The 19493-nt window shown below is 52.3% G+C and carries 14 protein-coding genes; 9 read left to right on the top strand and 5 right to left on the bottom strand.

Annotated elements, in window-relative coordinates; all coding sequences use genetic code 11:
- The first annotated feature begins 492 nt into the window (after positions 1 to 492).
- Positions 493 to 1743, top strand: a complete 1251-nt coding sequence (locus FUA23_RS11355; RefSeq protein WP_187270983.1) for a DNA/RNA non-specific endonuclease — start codon at positions 493 to 495, stop codon at positions 1741 to 1743.
- Between the two features lie 712 nt (positions 1744 to 2455).
- The gene (locus FUA23_RS11350) at positions 2456 to 3952 is read left to right on the top strand and encodes a hypothetical protein (RefSeq protein ID WP_147930858.1); all 1497 of its coding nucleotides are present in this window, start codon (positions 2456 to 2458) and stop codon (positions 3950 to 3952) included.
- A gap of 38 nt (positions 3953 to 3990) precedes the next feature.
- On the opposite strand, the gene FUA23_RS11345 is transcribed toward FUA23_RS11350, so the two are convergent.
- Positions 3991 to 4713 (bottom strand): M48 family metallopeptidase, encoded by a 723-nt coding sequence (locus tag FUA23_RS11345; protein WP_147930857.1) that lies wholly within the window; start codon positions 4711 to 4713, stop codon positions 3991 to 3993.
- Entirely contained in the window at positions 4713 to 7781 is a 3069-nt protein-coding gene (locus FUA23_RS11340; RefSeq protein ID WP_147930856.1) for a type I restriction endonuclease subunit R, read from the bottom strand. Before FUA23_RS11340 ends, FUA23_RS11345 begins: the two co-directional genes overlap by 1 nt.
- A 74-nt stretch (positions 7782 to 7855) precedes the next feature.
- On the opposite strand from FUA23_RS11340, the gene FUA23_RS11335 reads away from it, so the two are divergent.
- From FUA23_RS11335 to FUA23_RS11315, 5 genes are all read left to right on the top strand, one after another.
- Entirely contained in the window at positions 7856 to 9166 is a 1311-nt protein-coding gene (locus FUA23_RS11335; RefSeq protein WP_147930855.1) for an AAA family ATPase, read from the top strand.
- A 19-nt stretch (positions 9167 to 9185) separates the two neighbouring features.
- A complete protein-coding gene (locus tag FUA23_RS11330; RefSeq protein ID WP_147930854.1) occupies positions 9186 to 9650 on the top strand; it encodes a hypothetical protein in 465 nt (154 codons plus the stop codon).
- Positions 9651 to 9721: 71 nt separating this feature from the next.
- A complete protein-coding gene (locus tag FUA23_RS11325) occupies positions 9722 to 10447 on the top strand; it encodes a TIGR04255 family protein (protein WP_147930853.1) in 726 nt (241 codons plus the stop codon).
- Between the two features lie 18 nt (positions 10448 to 10465).
- Entirely contained in the window at positions 10466 to 11005 is a 540-nt protein-coding gene (locus FUA23_RS11320; protein ID WP_147930852.1) for a hypothetical protein, read from the top strand.
- Positions 11006 to 11024: 19 nt separating this feature from the next.
- A complete protein-coding gene (locus tag FUA23_RS11315) occupies positions 11025 to 11693 on the top strand; it encodes a hypothetical protein (protein ID WP_147930851.1) in 669 nt (222 codons plus the stop codon).
- Between the two features lie 7 nt (positions 11694 to 11700).
- Here the strand turns inward: FUA23_RS11315 and FUA23_RS11310 are convergent, their stop codons facing one another.
- The 3 genes from FUA23_RS11310 to FUA23_RS23110 form a co-directional block, all read right to left on the bottom strand.
- Entirely contained in the window at positions 11701 to 12954 is a 1254-nt protein-coding gene (locus tag FUA23_RS11310; RefSeq protein WP_147930850.1) for a restriction endonuclease subunit S, read from the bottom strand.
- A complete protein-coding gene (locus tag FUA23_RS11305) occupies positions 12945 to 15392 on the bottom strand; it encodes a type I restriction-modification system subunit M (protein WP_147930849.1) in 2448 nt (815 codons plus the stop codon). The genes FUA23_RS11310 and FUA23_RS11305 overlap by 10 nt, the downstream gene beginning before the upstream one ends.
- Positions 15393 to 15650: 258 nt before the next feature.
- A complete protein-coding gene (locus FUA23_RS23110) occupies positions 15651 to 15965 on the bottom strand; it encodes a DUF3883 domain-containing protein (protein WP_147930875.1) in 315 nt (104 codons plus the stop codon).
- Between the two features lie 47 nt (positions 15966 to 16012).
- Here FUA23_RS23110 and FUA23_RS11295 point away from each other — a divergent pair, with 47 nt between their 5' ends.
- Both FUA23_RS11295 and FUA23_RS11290 read left to right on the top strand, forming a co-directional pair.
- Positions 16013 to 17020, top strand: a complete 1008-nt coding sequence (locus tag FUA23_RS11295) for an AAA family ATPase (protein WP_147930848.1) — start codon at positions 16013 to 16015, stop codon at positions 17018 to 17020.
- 1 nt (position 17021) lies between these two features.
- Positions 17022 to 19490 (top strand): S8 family peptidase, encoded by a 2469-nt coding sequence (locus FUA23_RS11290; RefSeq protein WP_147930847.1) that lies wholly within the window; start codon positions 17022 to 17024, stop codon positions 19488 to 19490.
- The last annotated feature ends 3 nt before the right edge of the window (positions 19491 to 19493 follow it).

Raw genomic sequence — 19493 nt, 5'->3', positions numbered from 1 at the left:
GCATCAATGACGCTATCATAATGGCCTGCCGCTCTTTGGCTGCCGGTTTTGCTAACTGTACGAGACCAAGCTAACAGTCATAAACAAAGCAAGCGGCGCGGTGGACGACAGGGGTGGCCACGCGAGCCTTAGCGAAGTAGTGGCCGCGCCTGGCGTCCGCCGTGACGCGGAAGATGGAGACTCGGTTTCTGGAAGAGGGGAACCGGCGGGCACCACGGAGTAGACGCGCAGCGAAAGTGGGGCAAGCCGCTTTGTTTCCGGAGAGCGGTGATTGGGGTGGGTCACCATGCAGCACGGTTCGCCGCCGCCGGGCGGCCAGCCGGAGGAGTCCGGAGGCTGGACGGGCGGCGGGGGCGGATGGTGCGTAGCGTTGAGGATTAGGGTTCAAGGAGGTAGTCCCCTACCCTGCTCGTTCAATTTGCTTTGCATCCTGCGTCCGCGCCCAGGAAAACTTAAGGTCGCTAGAGAAACAGGGAGCGACCAGAAGCGTTGATGAAGAAAAGATTACCGATGTTGATAAAATTTAGATTACTGCTTGTCTTGGTCCTGGGTTCTTTCGTAGCTAATGGCCAGACGATTGACGTTCAGCTGGCAGGTAAGGAGGACGAGCGACGCTTAATTTTTCAACAGCTGGATCAGCTGGACAAGGAAATTGAATCGCTGAAATTTGAGCAGATTCGAGGGGACCTACGGAGCGTTGGCTTACCCGCCGGCGAACAGGTATGGCATTCGGCGATGGTGCTCTCCTACGCGGAGGAGCATGAGCAAGCCAGGTGGGTGGCGCACATCATCAGGCCGGAGGTGACGGACGGTACTGGTGCGCGGACGAACGATTTCCGGGCAGACCCCTTGGTCTCTACCGGATCAGCGGTGGAGGAAGATTACTTTTTGAAGTACCTGCAGGCGGACAGTACTTATAAGTACGACGGCTTTGGCTGGGACCGTGGTCACCTGGCGCCGTCGGCGGATTTCCGGTGGTCGGAGACGGCGACATCGGAGAGTTACTTTTACTCAAATATGTCGCCTCAGGTGGGTGATTTTAACCGGGAAGGCTGGGCGAAACTGGAGGGTCTTTTGCGAGGCCATGTGGACAGAAGCGGTCGTCAGTTGATAGTGGTTACCGGAGGGGTGCTGCAGGAGGGCTTGCCGGTGGTTGAGCGGGGAGTGAATAAGGTGTCGGTTCCGGAGCAGTTTTACAAGGTGGTTCTGGATGTTGAGGCAGGCAAGGCGATTGGGTTCCTGATGCCAAATGCTAAGCTTCGATATCCGATTGAACACTATGCTGTGAGCGTTGATGAGGTGGAAGATTTGACGGGGCTCGACTTTTTTGGGTTGGTGGGCGCTGAGGAGCAGGTTGAAGCGGATGCTGACACGGAGTTCTGGATACCGGAGGTCGCCGCCGGCGACGTGGAGCCGATTTATGCCCCTTCCCTACCCCGGGGTCACTTTAATACGGTGCAAGCGAAGCTGTATATGGGGAGAGGAAAGAAGGTCACGGTGGTCGGGAAAGTGGTGAGTAGCCGGTACAGCCAAGCGGGGCACCTGTGGTTTAACCTGGATAAGCAGTACCCGAATCAGATCTTTTCGGTGATGATCAGGAAGGAGAACCTGGTTAACTTCCCCGGGGACCCGAAGGCGGAGTTTGACGGGAAGGTTATTGCGGTTACGGGGGAGGTTAGTGAGATTGGGGGCTCTCCTGTTATGTTTGTTGATGGGGAGGAGGGGGTTAGCGAATTTTACTAGGTATGGAGCACTGAGCTCACGAAAGTCGGCAGGCCAACTTTAATCCGGCTTCGCCAGGCTAAAAGAATTGGACTGGTGACTTGCTGCAAGCGATCCGTGTATTTGGAGATATACACGGCGGGATGGAGAGGCTCGCCTTCTTTGCACCTTTGGGGCACGCCTGGCGTCGGCCGGGAGGAGCCCCCTCCCGGCCCCCAGGAGGGGGAGAGGAGGTTGGACGGGCGGAAGTGGCGGATGGTGCGTGTAGGTTAAATCAAAGGCTGAGGGAGAGAGTCCCCTACCCTGCTTGTCAACTTTACTTTCCCCCTGCCTCCGCGCCCAGACTTTTTTCTGCCTAGAGCCTTGGTAATTCAAGTTGTCAGAGGTGAGCGAAACTTCCAAAACCACGATGTGGTTAAGAACATGCACTTCCGCAAATTCAGCAATATCAGATTTAACCATAGAAACTATGCCGCACCTAAGCCTAGTAACCCACGAGAACCCAGTGATTTCGGAGAAGGTAAATTACTTCTGTAATTTCTTCGCACAGGCTAATCAACACATAGGCAAGATTCCACGATTCCGTTTCACCTGCCCCTCCTACGTACTGAGTTCAGTGTTGTTTCAGCTTAAGTATAACAGACACAAGTGTATTCCGTACGTAGAAAACCTTCTACAAAGCCTGCAAGCTTTCGATCTCGAAATTGTGGCACACGCTAGCGATAGAGAGAAGATGTCTAATCTGCTGTCACGATTAGCAAATGCTGCCAAACGGAATGAGACCAGGAAGGGATTAGAGATGGCAGGCCCAAGGTTAGTGCCGCGAATCGAAGCCATCCACGACCAACTCCAGACCAATGAATTGACTGTCATTTCTGACTTCTTAGCTAGTAATCTTGGTTGCGGGCACAAACTCGTTACGCACAAAGCCTATTTGGAGCACTTAGCGGCAACTCTGGTTTCGATATATCGCTTTAATGGCTTCGACAAACGACAGACCAGAGATAATTTTAATGCCATCTTTTCTAGCAGTATTTATAAATTTCCTTTTCCATCCCACATAGATGAGATTGAAGAGAAGGAAGAGCGGCTATCGCGTAAGAAATCCTATCTTAATGAGCGGAATTTTAGGGGCCACTTTACGGCGATCCCGGACTCGGTAAACCGAAAAATATACTCACCTTTTGTAATCATTCTATTGATGAACGTTGAGTTTGGAAGCGGTGCATCTTTGGATTTTGAGTTCAACGGCGTACGTACTGTGGACCCTAGCCATGAGGAGGTGGTCAGGATGATAGAAACGCTCTCTGACTCAGAGATGGAGAAGGATTTTTTCAACCACGAAAATTTTGCCGTTTGCCTTTTCCAAATTAATACTAAAACGAACGTTGGTGATTACCGGGGCGACATCTACGCGAAGGCACAAACAGTGGCCGACTACCTCAACACCCGGTTGGGTTACAATAAAGTAACCGTAAATAGGAGTAAATTTCTGCAGACGCTTGATTTTGAAAATTTTTCATCCGGTTGGTCTTCAGAATCCCCGAATGCGAAAATTTTGGACTATCGGGTTGATTTCATCAAGGACAATGCATCCAGTCATCTGAAAGACATCAATGACCGCCTGAAGTACCCGCTACTCTACACGGAGCATTTATTTTGGGAGAGTAAGCGAAACAAGGATCTCATCAAACTTTGGCAGTATTTGGAAAATACGACCCCCGAGGAGTTCGGCAAGCGGCCGGTCTGTAGAACGGTAAGCAACATCTTACTCTACAGAAAGCAGCGGATGGTTGACTCAATATATGCAGCAGATTTGATCAATGTGCTCTCCAACATGAGCCCTTATGATCGGAATGAATTTCCGTCAGACATGGTGAGGCGACTAAGAAATCGAGATATAGACCTTGACATATACGAGGCTACGAAGCACTCGCAAAACCCCTTCGTAAAATCACTTGGCCGTCATTGGAAAGTTGACAGAAAACGAGCTGCCGACGACGAATTTGCCAAGCACTTTAATGATCTCCTGGTTGAGGCAAGAGCCTTCCGTAATATGGTTCTTCACGATGGGAATTACCACCCCGCGCTAAAAACCAGGTTAGAAACTTGCCTTCCGTACCTGGCCACTCAGTACAGATTTCAGTGCATCTCTATTGTCCAGGCGAATAGCTGGCGTAAGGATTACGGTAAACTAATAACTGCAAAAAGAAAAGCCAAAGGATATTGAGGATCGATTACGCGATCGTTAAGAGTGATCGACTTCCCCTAATACGCCCAATCCACATGTGCCACCGGTAACTCATTCAGCAATTTGCGAACGGCTGGCCAGCCGGGAAAAAATTTATCCATCAGGGACCGAAACCGACGACTATGCGTTCGTTCTAATAAGTGTACCATTTCATGAACAACCAAGTACTCCAGACATTCTGGCGGTTTCCGGGCCAGTTCTACGTTGAGCCAGATTCGGCTAGCCTCAATGTTGCAACTGCCCCACTTGGTTCGCATTTTCCTTACTCGGAACTCGGCGACTGAGACCCCCATTTGGGATTCGTACTTTGCAATCAGGGCGGGAACCCGGGCTTTGAGGTCTTCCCGGTAGAAGTTGTAGAGTAAGGTTTGGCGTTGCTCGCGCGTATAACTGGGAGGCACGGTCATGCATAGCTCCTTCAACTTACTTTGCACCTGCGGCCGCGCCCCTTGTTGTTCTTGTACATCAAGTAGATAGCGTTGGCCCGCCCACCAGTGGGTTTCCCGACTGATGTACTGGCGGGGGGTATCCCTGGGCTGGCTTATCAGCTCTTGCCGCTGGCGCTCAATCCATGGCAGGCGGCCAATGGCGTACACGCGCAAGGCATCGAGGGTAAACCGCTCAGGGGCGCTGATGTGCACGCGGCCATCGGGTGGATAAACGCTGAGGTGGATGTTCTTGATGGCCTTTCGATCAACGGTGATCGTAAGTTCGCCAAGGGTGATTTTATTGATGGCCATCAGTATTCTTTACGCCCTTCCAAAAAGCTGAATACACGTAGGGTTTCATTTACATCTCCGAGAACTCCAAAGAGTGCTTTTTGTAATTCCTTTTCCTTTACGGGGTTGCCACGCCAGTCGGCACGTGCTGCGGCACGGGCGGTGGCATCGATACGAATGGTGAGGTCTTTGTCTCGGTTGAGGAGGCCAAAAAGTGCACGCTGTTCGGGCGCTTGCAGGCCCTCAGGAACGTCTTCCCGGTTACCCTGGTTCGTCTTTTTAGCCAGTTCTGCTAGGCGACCGATCGCTTCTGCGTAATCGATTACCCCCTGGCGACGCTCCTCCAGGATGGCATCGAGAAGGGCGGATATGTCGTCGAAGAAAGTAGGATCGAGGTGGTGATCAGTGATGATCTTGCGCCGAACATTGTTCGTGATTGTTTCGGCCATCGCTGCGGGGCTCTGGCGAATACCTGCGGGCAGATGACTCAGCGCATCTTCGGCTCCTTCAGCCTCGATCAGGTCTAGTAGTGTCTGGTCGCCGAAGTCGTGTAATTTCACCGAAGCGTCGGCGTCGATATAAGTATCGATCAGGTAGCGCATATCGGCTTCGTAGGCTTTCCGATCTAAGGTTTCCCCGGCAGCATGGCGGATAATTTGGCGCATCTCCTCGTAATGCTTTACCTCAACTTTGATCGCCTTGGTCTCGTCGTCAGTATATCCCGCCGCTAACATGGCGTCGCTCAGTGTAGCGTAAGCACGGGCAAAAGAGGCAAAGGCGCGGTAGAAAGCATCCCGCCTGGTTTTGTTAGCTCCCATTGTGGTTTTATCCGTGCTGTCACCGACAAAATAATGGATGTATTCCTCCGTGCCGTGGGGCGGAGCCACGGGCTCGGCCAGCAGGTTGACCATACGGCGAGCTTCCTCCAGTTTTTCCCGGCCCAGCTCGTAGCGGGTTTTGAGTTTAACGTCGATGTCTTCCTGATCGAAGCCTTCGGCATCCAACTCGGAGGTATAGACAGAGATGGCACCGGCTACTTTTTCGAACAGGCCTTTATAGTCGATGATGTGGCCATAAATTTTTCCTTCGTCGAGGCGGTTGACACGGGTGATGGCCTGAAAGAGGCCATGGTCCTGCATTTTTTTGTCGATGTATAGATAGGTACAGGCTGGAGCGTCGAATCCGGTCAGGAGTTTATCCACTACGATGAGGAGCTTCATTCTGGCGGGAGACTTAACGAACTGCGTTTTTACGCGATCCTCGAATACTTCGGCGGGCGTTTTACCAGTTTCGGGGGCTACGTCCTTCAGGATTTCCTGGTAGGTTTCGTAAATAAATTCCTTTTCAGTTTCCAGGGCTTCACCGGTGGCTTCGTGGACGATATCGCGCGTTTGTGGATTGTAGCTGGTTACTACGGCGCAATGGCCGCGAAGCACACTACCCCGAGCGTTGAGCACCTCGTAATACCGGCAGGCTTCGTAGATGCCACCGGCGACAAGGATGGCGTTTCCCTTTCCGCTCTTGAGACGATCGAAGCGGCGGAAGTCCCAGGCGATGTCTTCGGCAATGCGGGTGATGCGCCCCTTGCTGCTGAGTACGCGCCGCTTGGTAGCCCAGAGTTTTTTCAGTTCCCCGCGCTGGTAATCGTTGAGCCCCTGGGTGGTATCAGCGAACCAGGCATCGATGCGTTCGGGGCTGCCGAGACGCTGGTCTACGTCGCGGGCTTCGTAGGCCAGGTCCATGACGATGCCATCGCGAACGGCCTCGTTGAATTTGTAGGTGTGGATATAACTGCCGAAGACCTCCTGGCTCGTCTCTTTATCGTTGGCCAATAGCGGCGTACCGGTGAAGCCGATAAAAGTAGCTTGGGGAAGCATGGCCTTTACGGCGCGGTGGAGTTTTCCGCTTTGGGTGCGGTGGCATTCGTCAACGAAGACGAACAGCTCGCCGTAGGGTTGCCGGGGCCGGGCACGGAGTTCGGTGAGGTAGTCCTCGAAATCCTGGGCGCTATCGCGCTTACCGAACTTATGCACCAGGGAGCAGACGAGGCGGGGCTGGGTGGCGGTGAGCAGGTCCATGAGTTCGCGGCTGGAGGTGGCGCGGGCGATGGTCTCGCCGGTAGCATCGAAGACATCGTGAATTTGCTTGTCTAGCTCACGGCGGTCGGTGAGCATGATGACGCGGGCTTCGGGGTTGAAACGTAGCAGCCAGCGGGCCAGCATCACCATTGTGAGGCTTTTCCCACTGCCCTGGGTGTGCCAGATGATGCCGCCATTGCGTTCCTGGGGGCGCGGCCGCAGGTGCCGTTGGGCGTTTTTAACAGCAAAGTACTGGTGGGGCCGGGGTAGTTTTTTGATGCCGCCGTCGAAGAGCACAAAGTCACGGATAAGCTCCATGAGCCGGAACCGGTCGAGCATGTGCCGCAGGTCGCGGTCAATTTTAAGGCCTTGCGTAGTGTCGTCATCTTCCTCCTTCCATTCCAGGAACCATTTGTTGGTGGTACCGACGGTTCCGTAGCGTAGCCCCTGGCTATCGTTGCCGGCCAACACCAGTTGTACGGTACTGAAAAAGTCGCCGATGAAGCGATCCTCCTGATTGCGAATACTTTGGCGAATACCATCTCCTACTTCGCCGCTGGCGCGTTTTAGCTCCAAGACCACCAATGAGATGCCGTTGATGTAAATAACCACGTCAGGCCGTTTTTCTTTCTCCCCCCGGTAGGTCACTTCTTCGGCTACGGCAAAGTCGTTGTTGGAGATGGCCTCCCAGTCGATGAATTGAATGGTTTCGTTGGGCTGGCCTGGCGCGGGCTTGATGGAGACACCGTATTTTAGTAGGTTATAGACGGCTTCGTTGCGGTCTTTGAGGTCTTTACCCGCTTCGGTCGCTACGGTCCGCAGGCGGTTGATTGCCCGTTGGGCCAACTCCGGTGCTACTCCCCTGCCAGTGAGGTAAGCCAGCAAGCGGGCTTCAATGATGAAGTCATTGTCGGTTTCGTACTGCAGGTTGCCCAGGTTGGTGTAGCCGGGCATCATTTTTTGGGTGAGTAACTCGATGATCCGGTCCTGGGTGTGGCGTTCTAGGGGCATTGTGATTTTTACTGGAGGGCAAAAGGTACGAATTATAAAAAACGTTCTACCTTTAGGAACGTTAGTATTACGTTATGATTAATAAAATCACCCTTGCCGATTTCAAAAGCTACGTCAGCGCGGAACTACCGTTAGCTCCCCTGACTGTTTTGATCGGGGCGAATGCTTCCGGCAAAAGTAACGCACTGGAGGCGCTGCGTTTTCTGAGTTGGCTGGCGCAGGGACAACAGTTGAGTCATTTACAGTACCTGGTAAATAACGATGATGACCGTATTGTACGCGGCACCGTCGCCGATCTTTTCCGGTTTGATCAGGACTCCTTTTCCCTGGGGTGTCAGTTTGACCGGGAGGAGTTTAATCATCTGGAGATTGATATTGAGCGACGGGCAGACCAGGAGCTTCATATCAGCAGGGAAGAAATGTTTCAATACAAGGCAGATGGTATGCCCTACCCCCTATACGCTACGGCCAGTAAAAGTAGTGGTGACAGGACGACGCTGCGGGTGGCTTACAACAACTTCGCGAGTGGCGGAAAAAAGCCTCAACTCCCCGCTACCGATCAGAAAGCCATTTTTTTACAGTTAGACAGTCCGGCACGTTTTGCGGCGACTCACGAGAAGGCCATTAAGACTATTCCCCGCCTCTGCGCCGATACCCAGCAGCAACTGGCGGGCATACTGTTTCTTGACCCAACACCACACAAGATGCGGGAGTCCAGCTATCTGTCCGAGCGTATTCTTCGGGGAGACGGCTCCAACTTGAGCGCGATGCTCTATCGGCTGTGGGAGCGAGGAGATGATAAAGACCGCAAAGCCTTACTTACGTTCGTCAGCAGTTTACCCGAGCAGGCCATTACGGGCTTTTCGTTTCTAAGCGGGGCAAAAGGTGACGTATTGCTACAGGCCGTTGAAACCTTCGGAGGGCAGGAGCGAAAGGTGGATGCTACGCTACTTTCCGACGGAACACTGCGGGTGCTGGCCTTTGCGACCGCCATGCTGACGGCCCCTACCGGAAGTTTGGTTATTATTGAAGAGATCGACAACGGTCTCCACCCCAGCCGGGCGCATATGCTTCTACAGGCCGTGCGGGCACTGGCCCAGCAGCGTAAGCTCTCCGTGCTCATCAGTAGCCATAACCCTGCGCTGCTGGATGCGCTGCCCGATGACAGTATTCCCGACGTTGTTTTCTGTTACCGTGCGCCGGAAAAGGGAGACAGTCAGTTGGTCCGAATGGCAGACATCGACAACTACCCTTCTCTAATCTTACAGGGTAGCCTGGGGGAACTACTGACTAAGGGGCTGATCGATCGCTACGCAAAAATGAAAAAACAGCCGCAGCAACGGGTAAAGGAAGGACTAGCCTGGTTGGAATCAATCACAGAATAAGTAACCTGCGCGCTGTATTATGCCGAAGCCCATCATCTGGATCGTTGACACTTCCGTCTTATTAAACGTACTCGAGCACCCCGATCGGAGCCAGGATCGGGAAGCCATTGTTGCGGCTTTTGAAGAACGGATAAGGGCTGGCCATCGCTTCGCCATTCCACTGACGACCATCATTGAAACGGGCAACTGGGCCTATAAGATGGCCCCAGGCTTACGGGCTGCGTGGGCGACTAAGCTTGCCAAGTTTATCACGGATTCGCTTAGCGGAGATGCTCCGTTCATCATCATGGATTTTCCGGAACGAGATGATGTTGCCAACTTTCTTACCCGCTTACCACAGTACGTAGATCGCATGGGGCTGGGCGATTTGATGATTCATCAGCAGTGGGAGCAACTCTGTTCCTCCGGAAAGTTTGGTGGTTATCAACTTAACGTCTGGTCACTAGATAAAGTAGGTTTGCAGGGGCTTGAGTGTAATCACTGATGTTTGATTGGAGAAATATCCGAAGGGGCATTAGCCCTCAGTTTCCTACCTTTGATTACTAATCCTGAATAATGCAGCGCATTCCGAAATCACTTCAAACTCCGTTTCTGCACGACGCTATCGTTGAGCTGTGGTTTACGCCCAACGTTGCCGCGGAGCTTTTGCCCGGCATGATCTACGAGCGTTTACGGGGTGACTGGGTGTTTCCGGCTGTTAATAATGCTGCGAGCTTCAGCTTCAACTGGCAGCAGATTAGTGCCCGGGCGACATCCATTCCGATGCTTACGTGTGGACCGTTCCAGCTGACGATCAATGAGGGAAGCGTAGTGTTTAATGTTTCCGGCACTTACCCCGGATGGGCAAGTACTTACCTTCCGCTTTTGGAAAAGACGCTACCGAAAATTCTGGAGGATGAGTTGGTAAAACCCACCAGGACATCGATCCGTTACGTTAATCACATACCAACCGACGATGTGTTTGGTCTGGTTAACCATTTTGAACCCCAAACCCTACCCCACTGGAAAGAGATGTCTCAGACCGTTCGTTGGGTACTGTTCCGGGAGGGGGTTCAGGCGGTGATCAACCTGACTTCCAGCCAGAACCTGATCAAGGAAGATGAGCAACCTTACGGCATCATTGATACCGCTCTACACCGGGTATTACCCCCGACTGCGGACGCTACCAACGACGACATACTGAACTTTTTTAGTTCTTTGCATCGTTTGAATAAGGAAATCCTTTTTGGCGAACTTCTTCCGGAGGTCTTCGTTGAAGGATTCCACCCCGTTTACGAGTAACCTTAAAACGCTGATATTATGGACTTGCTACAGTTTTCGACTATCGGTATCCCTATGGCGGTTGCACTATTTGGCGCGCCTACGGAAATCCGTACGGAGCGGCCCATGGTTAATCCCGCAGTGGTTTCTACCTCAGACTACTATACATCAGCGGTACCACAGTACGAAACGGATGTGTTGCGGCAGCGGCTGTTGGCCAAATTTGAGCCAGCGAAGGCTAAGATTGCGGCAGTCGTTAATGAGATTTTAGGTCAAAAAACGGAAGACGAAGAACTTTCCAAAACACGGTTTGCTGTCTTTTCTCTAGGCATAAGTTTGATGGCTTTTAACGAAGACTTTACTGCAGTAACCGCTTCCACAAATGAGGATGGCGACATCATCATCGCACGGGTGAACGGAGATAAGCAGCGTAAAGACTTCTTGCGCATCAGCCTCGAGGCGGAAGAGCGGGAGTTCTACCTGACCTACAGCCGCTACGAAGGCCGCCGGTCGATTTCAAACAAATACGATAAGTGGCCGGTAATTTTGAAGGAATTTATGCCAGATGTGGTAGGCTAACGTATCTTCACCCGCACCGATGCACTACCCCGAAGTACTGATTCCTGCCCCAAACTACAAGCTGCTCCGCGCTAATGAGGCGCCCGTTGCCGCGCTTAGTTTGTTGCGCTGGCACGACCTGCCACCCGAGCAGTTCTTCGACCCGGTGACGGAGCTCCCAGCACAAGAGGAGTACATCGAGAAGTTCACAAAAAACACGAAGGATGTTTCCACCTCCTTGCTCGGTAATTTTTGCCCTGAGCACTACAACTATCGTTTGCGGATAGGCGATGAAAACCGGCGCAACTACCTTGTTTTTGAGGGCTGGAGCCCTGGACAAACGGTAGCAGAGCCACCAACTACGGCGGAATTTACCCACCAGGCTCCGCTCACGCTTTATACGCTGCTCATTGAGGACGTAAACGATCACCGCTTTCCGTTTGATTTTCAAGGGGAACGCTTCCACGCTACGCTGCGCGTACGTCACACGCCGTGCCGCTCAAACTACTGGCACTTTTCGGTGCGGGTGGAAGATGATGCCGGAGCGGACATCGGTGACCGCTACCCCCACGACTCGAATAAGAAACTGAACAAACGGGACAAAGCGATTCTGAAGACGGCCCGGCAGGTGCTGCAGAACCAGGTACGGGCGGAGGTCCCAGCGTTTACCGCCCTACCGCCCGCCGTTTACGTTGAGGGCGCAGCGTGAAAAGCCGTTACACCAACCGCACCCGCCCCGTCAGCAAATCCGCTAGCATCCCCGTCTTGACCGCCCGCGCTTTGGCCAACTGAGCTTCTAGAGCGGTCAGTTCTTCGTCGAGGGCGGACAGGAGGGTGGCGATGCGAGTTTGTTCTGGTTTGGGAGGACATCGCATATAAACCTTCTCTACATGAGAAGGACCAAAATTCAGTTGAGCGCTGCCTGTTGCAGCTCCTCCTATTTGTTGTTTAAATAATTGAGATTTCAGAAAATGGAAGAAAAACATCTTATCCACCTCATCTTCATTGACTTTGAACCGCATAGTGCTCGTGTTTAAGCATAAAGGAAGGTGCCATTCTTCAGCAATAGATACTTTCTCCTCGAATCTGTCTACACTAATACCAGAGCAAGCAATAAGTATATCACCACAGTCAACAAGAAAATGAGCATATTGCCCATATGCTAACTCTTCAGAAATAAATCTGTTAGTGTTCGACAAATCAAGAACCCCTTTTTGGATATTCGTACCATTTAGTAGTTTAACGCCTCTATCAGTGAATTGCCATTTTCTTACTCCCGGTCCCTCCTGAAAAAAAACATGGTCTTTTACCCGCACCTCCCGCCACCCCACCCCCGGCGTCAGCACCTCTTTCATCACGCCCTGTTTGACCTGCCGTTTTTTGGCGATGAGGGCTTCGAGGGCGGCGACGTAGGCGTCGGCTTCGGAGAGGGCGGTGGCGATGGCGCGTTGTTCGGTTTTGGTGGGGGGGAGGGGGATTTTGACAGTACTGAGTCCCTTTTGACCAATGTTGTATCTGGTACTACCTCCGCATTGACTTGTTAATTCTTTTCGGGAACTGTTTGACTTCAGCTGGTAATTTACATAAAATGGATTGTAGTCTCCATTTTTACGTCCAGCAATCACAAAACCACCAAATACTGCCGTCTTCTCTTTCTCAACATAGATGTTGCTCTGAGCTGCATCTTCTATTGTCTCCGAACTACGCTGGAAAAGAATGTCGCCGTAAGATATTTTATAAGATTCAACCTCACTATTTGAAACTTGAACCTTTCCGATAATACTATCATATGTAATTGGTGCATTACTTAGAATATCTAGTACGTTAATAAATTTCACTCCACTTCCGTATCTTTCTTTTGAGGCATTTATACCGTTTTTGAAGACCATTAGGTTTCCTAAAGAAACCAACTCCCAATCCACCGGAATCACCCCCACTTCCGTCCGTTTATATCCTTTCCTTACTTCCATGCGTAGCCCATGTTTTTGAGGTGAGCGATGACTTTGGCTTCGAGGCCGTCGGCGGCCAGACTGAGTTGGGGCAGGGTGTCGGCGTAGCGTTCGCTGAGGACGGTGAGGCGGTTGGCGAGGGTTTGGCCGGCGCGGTCGAGCTCGGCGGTGATGGCAGCGTCGAGGTGGGCGAGCCATTTGTCTTCGACGACGAGGGTTTTGACTTCTTCGTCGGTGAGGTTGGCGTAGGTTTCGGGGAGTTCGTTTTCGATGGTGGTTTCGAGGTCTTTGATGCCTTTCTTCGCGGCGGACTCGCGGTTGCAGGCGGCGATGAAGGCTTCGGCGGCGGCTCGTTCTTCGGTCATGTCGGGGTCTTTCTTGATGGCCGTGAGGAATTTGTTTACGTTGGTTTTAGTGAGGCTGTCGGGTTCGGAGAGTAGGCCGTCTTCGGTGCCGTGTTCTTCGGCGAGTTCGTTTTTGGTGGCGGTGGCGGTTTCGAGGTCGGCGTTGAGGGCGTCGAGCTGGGCCTGCTCTTCGGCGAAGAAGCGGGCAATGAGGTAGCGGGCGGGAAGTAGCTTGGACTCGAGGCCGTGGGGGCCTTTGACGTCGGAGACCTTGGTTTTGCCTTTGGTTTTGGTGGTTTTGGTTTTGCGGTAGGCCTGGCGGGCGGGTTGGTCCCAGCCGTCGGTACTGATGAGGTAGAGGTCGTCCTGGAGGGTTTCGTTCCAATAGTCGAGCAGGTGCTGGTAGACGGCGTAGGGCTCGGTGAGGGGCTGGTCGGCGTAGGTTGCGAGGAGGTCTTCGCTGATCCGGTGGAGCAGGTCTTTGGGGTTGTCGCCCATTGCCCATTTATCCAATTCATTGCACCAGCGGCCGCGCCAGTTCATGAACACCTTGCGCATACGTTGGCGGAAGCTTTGGAACTCCGGGTGGGCCAGGATGGTGGGGCGGAGCTGGGAACGGTCGGTTTTGAGCTGAAGGTAGCCGGGGCGGTGGGGTTCGAACAGTTCGGTACGGAGGTTGGGGAAGACGGCCCAGTAGGGGCTGAGGGTGTCGATATCGGCGACGGGGATGCCGCCGCGAAGGTGTCCGTCGATGTCCTGGTCGTCGGCCCGCTGGCGGGTGTCGAGGTAGCGGGGCAGGTTGAGGTTGTAGTCGTTTTGCTCGTCGGCGATTTCGCTGACGGGTACGCTGCGGCTGTAGCCAGCTTCGGTGCGGCGGTTGGTGAATACGTCGACGATACGGTGGATGTCGCGCTCGCGCAGGCGGTTTTTGTTACCATCCTTTATGTAGCTGTTGCTGGCGTCGAGCATAAAGACTTCGCTGCGGTCGGTGGCACCTTTACGATCGAGCAAGAGAATACAGGCGGGAATTCCGGTGCCGTAGAAGAGGTTGGCGGGCAGGCCGATGACACCCGCGAGCAGGCCACGCTCCAGGATGGCGCGGCGGATACCGGCTTCGGCGTTGCCCCGGAAGAGGACGCCGTGGGGCAGGATGACGGCGGCGCGGCCGGTGGCTTTGAGGCACTTGATGATGTGAAGTACCCAGGCGTAGTCGCCGTTTTTGGTTGGCGGTACCCCGTAGCCGCTGAAGCGCTCGAAGGGATCGTTATCGGGGTTGACGCCGTTGGTCCAACTTTTGTAACTGAAGGGCGGGTTGGCGACGACGAAATCGAACTGTTTGAGGTGGCGGCCTTCGAGGTGTTTGGGGTCGGCGAGGGTATTGCCGTTTTTGATTTCGTGGAGGGCTCCGGGCATATCGTGCAACACGACGTTCATGCGGGCGAGCACGGTGGTGGCGCTGTCGTTTTCCTGGCCGTAGATGTCGATTTTGCCGTCGGCGGCCTCGGCCAGTTTGAGCAGAAGAGATCCACTGCCGCAGGCGGGATCGAAGGCGGTGGTTTTGGCGCCGAGTTCTTCGGGCTGCATATTGAGGATACCCGCCAGGATGCGACTAACTTCGGAAGGCGTGTAGAACTGACCTTTGCTTTTACCGCTGTCTTGGGCAAAGTGGCGCATGAGGTACTCGTAGGCATCGCCGAGGATGTCGTCTCCGGCGGCACCGTTACCGCTGAAATCGAGTTCCGGTTTTTCGAAGATGGCGACCAGGTTGGTGAGTCGTTCTACTTTGGCCTTTCCGGTGCCGAGTTTGCTGTCGTCGTCGAAGTCGGCCCCCTGATTGATGGCCAGTTTGTTGGCAGCAAAGAGGGGTTTGATGATCTCTTTGTTGATGCGGTCGCCGATGTCGCTTTTGCCCTTAAGCTTGCGCATATCGTTGAAGCTGGCACCTTCGGGGATGGTGATAGCCCCGAAGGGCTGGCCGGTATAGCGATCGGAGACGTATTTGATGAATAGCAGTACGAGCACGTAGTCTTTGTACTGGCTGGCATCCATGGAGCCCCGTAGCTCGTCGCAGCTTTCCCAGAGGGAGCGGTATAGTTCTGATTTTTTTACGGCCATGGCGCGAAGAAACGGAAGATTTAGGGATAAAGGAATATCTGTAACCTAGAAGGTTACCGGTTCGCTTAACTATTACGCTGTAATCCAAGTTTCTCCTAGTATTTACTTATTCTTTTGCCTGCTGGCATCATCGGGGGGGGGACGTGGTCGAAGTTCCAGATTTTATCGAGAAGAGGGATTGAGACAAGTTTAGGCTATTTAAAATTTGGTGGGCGGGGCCGCAGGTGCGGTGGAGGGTTGAGAGGAGCGGGGCGTAGGTTACGCCTTTCCGCTGTATCGACACTTGAAGGCCGTACACTCCTTTGCGATGGATTGAGCGCCGCTACGTATAATGAAGCATTTCCCGGTCTTGCAGCACTGGCTATAGTCATAAATTCGGTAGACGACGTACCGGCTTTTGTTCTCGGGTAGCTCGGCGTAAGCCAGCTCATTGGCACTTAGGTAGCAGGGCGTATTGATTCCCCCCGTCGTCGTTTTCACTTCGATGTACAGTTCTTCACCGTCTACGGTCCAGGATTTGAGGTCATAGCCTACACCTTTCGCTCTGTAAAATAAGCCGTAACGGAATGCAATGAATTGAGTGTACTATCGTATTTTTACAGAACTGAGCTTGACGTAATATGAATCAGTCCTTACTAACACGGCTTTTTAAAACGATAGACGGGGATCGCAACGCTGCCCTGCTAAAGGTCGCGTACAGTATAATCGAGGACGAAGACCGACGTGGACACACAAAGGTTGCGGCAAAGTTGCGCAGTATTCTGGACGACAAGCTGAAGAAAGGCACGCGCTCTGGCGCACCGCGCACCCTTAAACCCGTCAAAGAAGGTACTTTCAAAGTCCCTCTTGATCGTCGCCATCAACTCCCCTTAGCCACCCATATTGAGCGGGATCATTTACGGCACAAGATGGTTCTCCCCCCTAAGGTGGCGGAGAAGCTTGGTCGTATTGTAAAAGAGTATTCAGGGAGGGAACGCTTAGCTCATTTCGGTCTACAACCGAGGAAACGGGTTTTACTTTACGGGCCCTCTGGCTGCGGAAAGAGTATGGCGGCAGAAAAAATTGCCTGGGAACTCGGCCTACCCTTTTATAAAGTTCGGTTCGATTCTATTATATCTTCTTACCTCGGGGAGTCGGCTGCGAACTTGCACAGTTTGCTGGAAAGCACGCGCAACTACCCCTGCGTTTTGTTGCTGGATGAGTTTGACATCATTGGAAAGCAACGGGATTTAAGCGCAAACGATGTCGGCGAGATTCATCGTATTGTCAACGTACTGCTTGGCCTCCTAGAAGAGTATAATGGGGAGGGAATTTTGATTGCTACAACCAATCTGGAGGACAGTTTGGACAAAGCACTTTTCCGCAGGTTTGACGATTTAATTGAAATGCCCAAGCCCGAACTGGCGCAAGTACGCGAGATTTTAAAAATGTCTTTCTCCGCCCTTACTCTTGATGCTACGGTAGACCTGAAAGCCTACGCTAAACGGTTAGTTGGGCTATCCTATGCCATCATCGTTAAAGTAGCGCAAGACGCCGCGAAGGAAGCTGTCATTACGGCCCGCTCGTCCATCTCCTCCGCTGATTTAGACAAGGTGTTGAAAGAGAACCGACTGAATAGCCACCTGTAAAATGCCCCAATTCCCCCATTTAACTTTTGTCCGTTCAATTGTTGGCGAACCACGCCGAATTGGACGTGTTGGCCCTCATCAACGATCCGAAGCAAACAAGCAAAACCGTGCGGGCCATTCCCAGCAGTTAACAGAGCGTGTCACTCAAGAGAAAGCTGACTGGATTCAAGATATTAAGCAAAGAGACACTGAAGGGCTCGCTTCTTTAGACCCAACTACAATTCCTGTATTCCTCGAAGTTAAACCTGGCTTGATATCAAGTGATGCGGACCTTCGCACACTTGGCATAGAGGTTATTTCGGAGGAAGCGGATGGCTTCATAATAGGTTCTTCGTATGACGAACTGGTTTCTCTTTCAGAAAAGATTCAGGGATTTGCCTATAAGGTTCACGGAAGTGGAAAGGTTGCGGATTTGTGGTCCATTACGGTTGGAGACCGGGAAGCCTGGAAGCCAGAGCATGTACTATCCGCAGAGCTACTGGAACAATGGGGAGAGATTGACGACGCGGCTACTTACACCGTTGAAGTCGGTATCGCTTTTGACGTGCCGATTCCGGCAGCACCAGATCCGGATAAGCAAGGAGGTGAAACGAGATTAGCCAAGCATTATCAAGCATTGGATGCGCGGGATGAGGCCTTGATGAAGCGTCAAGAACACTTTGAAACCTTCATTAGTCACTACGGTGAACTGACCAGTAGCCTCGTCGATAACAACGACAGCTTCGCTTGTGAAGTAATGCTAACCGGTATGGGGCTCAAAGACCTTGTCCATAACTACCCTTACGTATTCGAGGTCGCGGAGAAGGACGATATTTCTCTTTCAGTGACAGCTACTGATGTGGAGGTCGCAGCTGATTTAACTGTTCTCCCTCCTTCCGAAACCTCAGTGGAGATTGGGGTTGTCGATAGCGGCATTATGGAAGGCCACCGGTTGCTTGCTCCGGCCATTGATGGAACGCGTTCCGTATCGTACACCCAGGATGCCTCTACGGCGGATTATGTTCAGGGAGGCGGCCACGGGACTAAGGTGGCCGGGCGAGTCTTATATCCGGAAGGTGTATCAAACATGGTTTCGCCCTACCAGCTACCGTTTTTCCTTCGTAATCTGCGGGTACTCGATAAGGATAATAAACTCACGGCTAGATTCCCGGCAGCATTGATGGAAGAGATCGTTGGCGACCATGCCGATCTATCCATTTTTAATCTTTCCATTTCCTCACGTGCTCCGTTTCGCAAGAAGCACATGTCTACCTGGGCTGCTACCCTAGATAAGCTTATCCACCAAGCAGAAGTTCTGTTCATAATTTCTACTGGGAATACCAGTCTCCATAGTATTAATGGTCACCTACATGCTGGACGCGCTTATCCAGACTACCTAGAAAGGCCCGCTTGTAGGATAGCGAACCCCGGACAAAGTAGCTTTTCCCTAGTGGTGGGGTCGGTTAATCACGCTTCTTTCGAAGACCATACCCATACATCACTAGGCAGAGAAGACGAGCCCTCTCCCTTTACGCGCTATGGTCCGGGCATATGGGGTATGGTAAAACCTGATGTAGTAACCTACGGTGGAGGGTTAGTTGATTCAAAGTTTGCTACTGGCCGGGTTCGTGAACATAAAACGCTTTCTCCAGAATTAGTGCGATCTACTTTACAAGGAGGAAGTGCTACGGGGAGAGATTCCGTTGGGACTTCTTTTGCTACACCTAATGTCACCTATTTAGCAGGCAAGGTAAAAGAACTTTACCCAGAAGAGGGGCCTAATTTGATGCGCGCCTTGATTGTACAAAGTGCTCGTTTACCCGGTGACTCTTTTCGGAACCCAACCCGCCTTTGTATTTCTAAGTTTGGCTACGGGATTCCCACGCTTGACCGGCTTACAGACAACGCGGTAAATAGAGTTACTTTTTACCACTCGGGCGAGATTTCAGCCGAAGAGGGACATTTGTATTCAATTACTATCCCGGAGGAAGTCCGCTCTCCCGAATATGATTTTGAGGTACTTATTGAAGTTACGCTGGCCTATACTGCTGAAGTTCGGCGAACCCGACAAAAGACAAAATCATACTTAGGAACCTGGCTTGACTGGCTCCCCAGTAAGATGGGAGAATCCGCCGAGTCTTTTTCTGATTATGCGCTTCGCTCGATTAACGGAGAAGAAAACTCCTACGAGTCTGGGACCAGGGATGACCTGGATGGCTTCCCTTGGAAAATCAGGAGACGTTCAGATTACGGTGCTGTAAAAGAAATCAATCGAAATAACAGTAGCTTGCAAAAGGACTGGGCGTTTGTGCGGTCGCATGAGTTATCAGAAACCTTTAATCTTTCTATTCAGGGACATAAAGGCTGGGATCGAACGAAAGCGGCTGTCCCCTACTCTATCGTAGTATCCATCGAAGTACTGGGAGAGGCGGTAGCTGTTTATAACCCGATCAGAGTAGCTAATCAGGTGGAGGTCACTATTGAGACCTAGGTT

The sequence above is a fragment of the Neolewinella aurantiaca genome (assembly GCF_008014675.1).
GTDB classification, from domain to species: domain Bacteria; phylum Bacteroidota; class Bacteroidia; order Chitinophagales; family Saprospiraceae; genus Neolewinella; species Neolewinella aurantiaca.
This window is presented reverse-complemented; position numbering and strand designations above follow the sequence as displayed.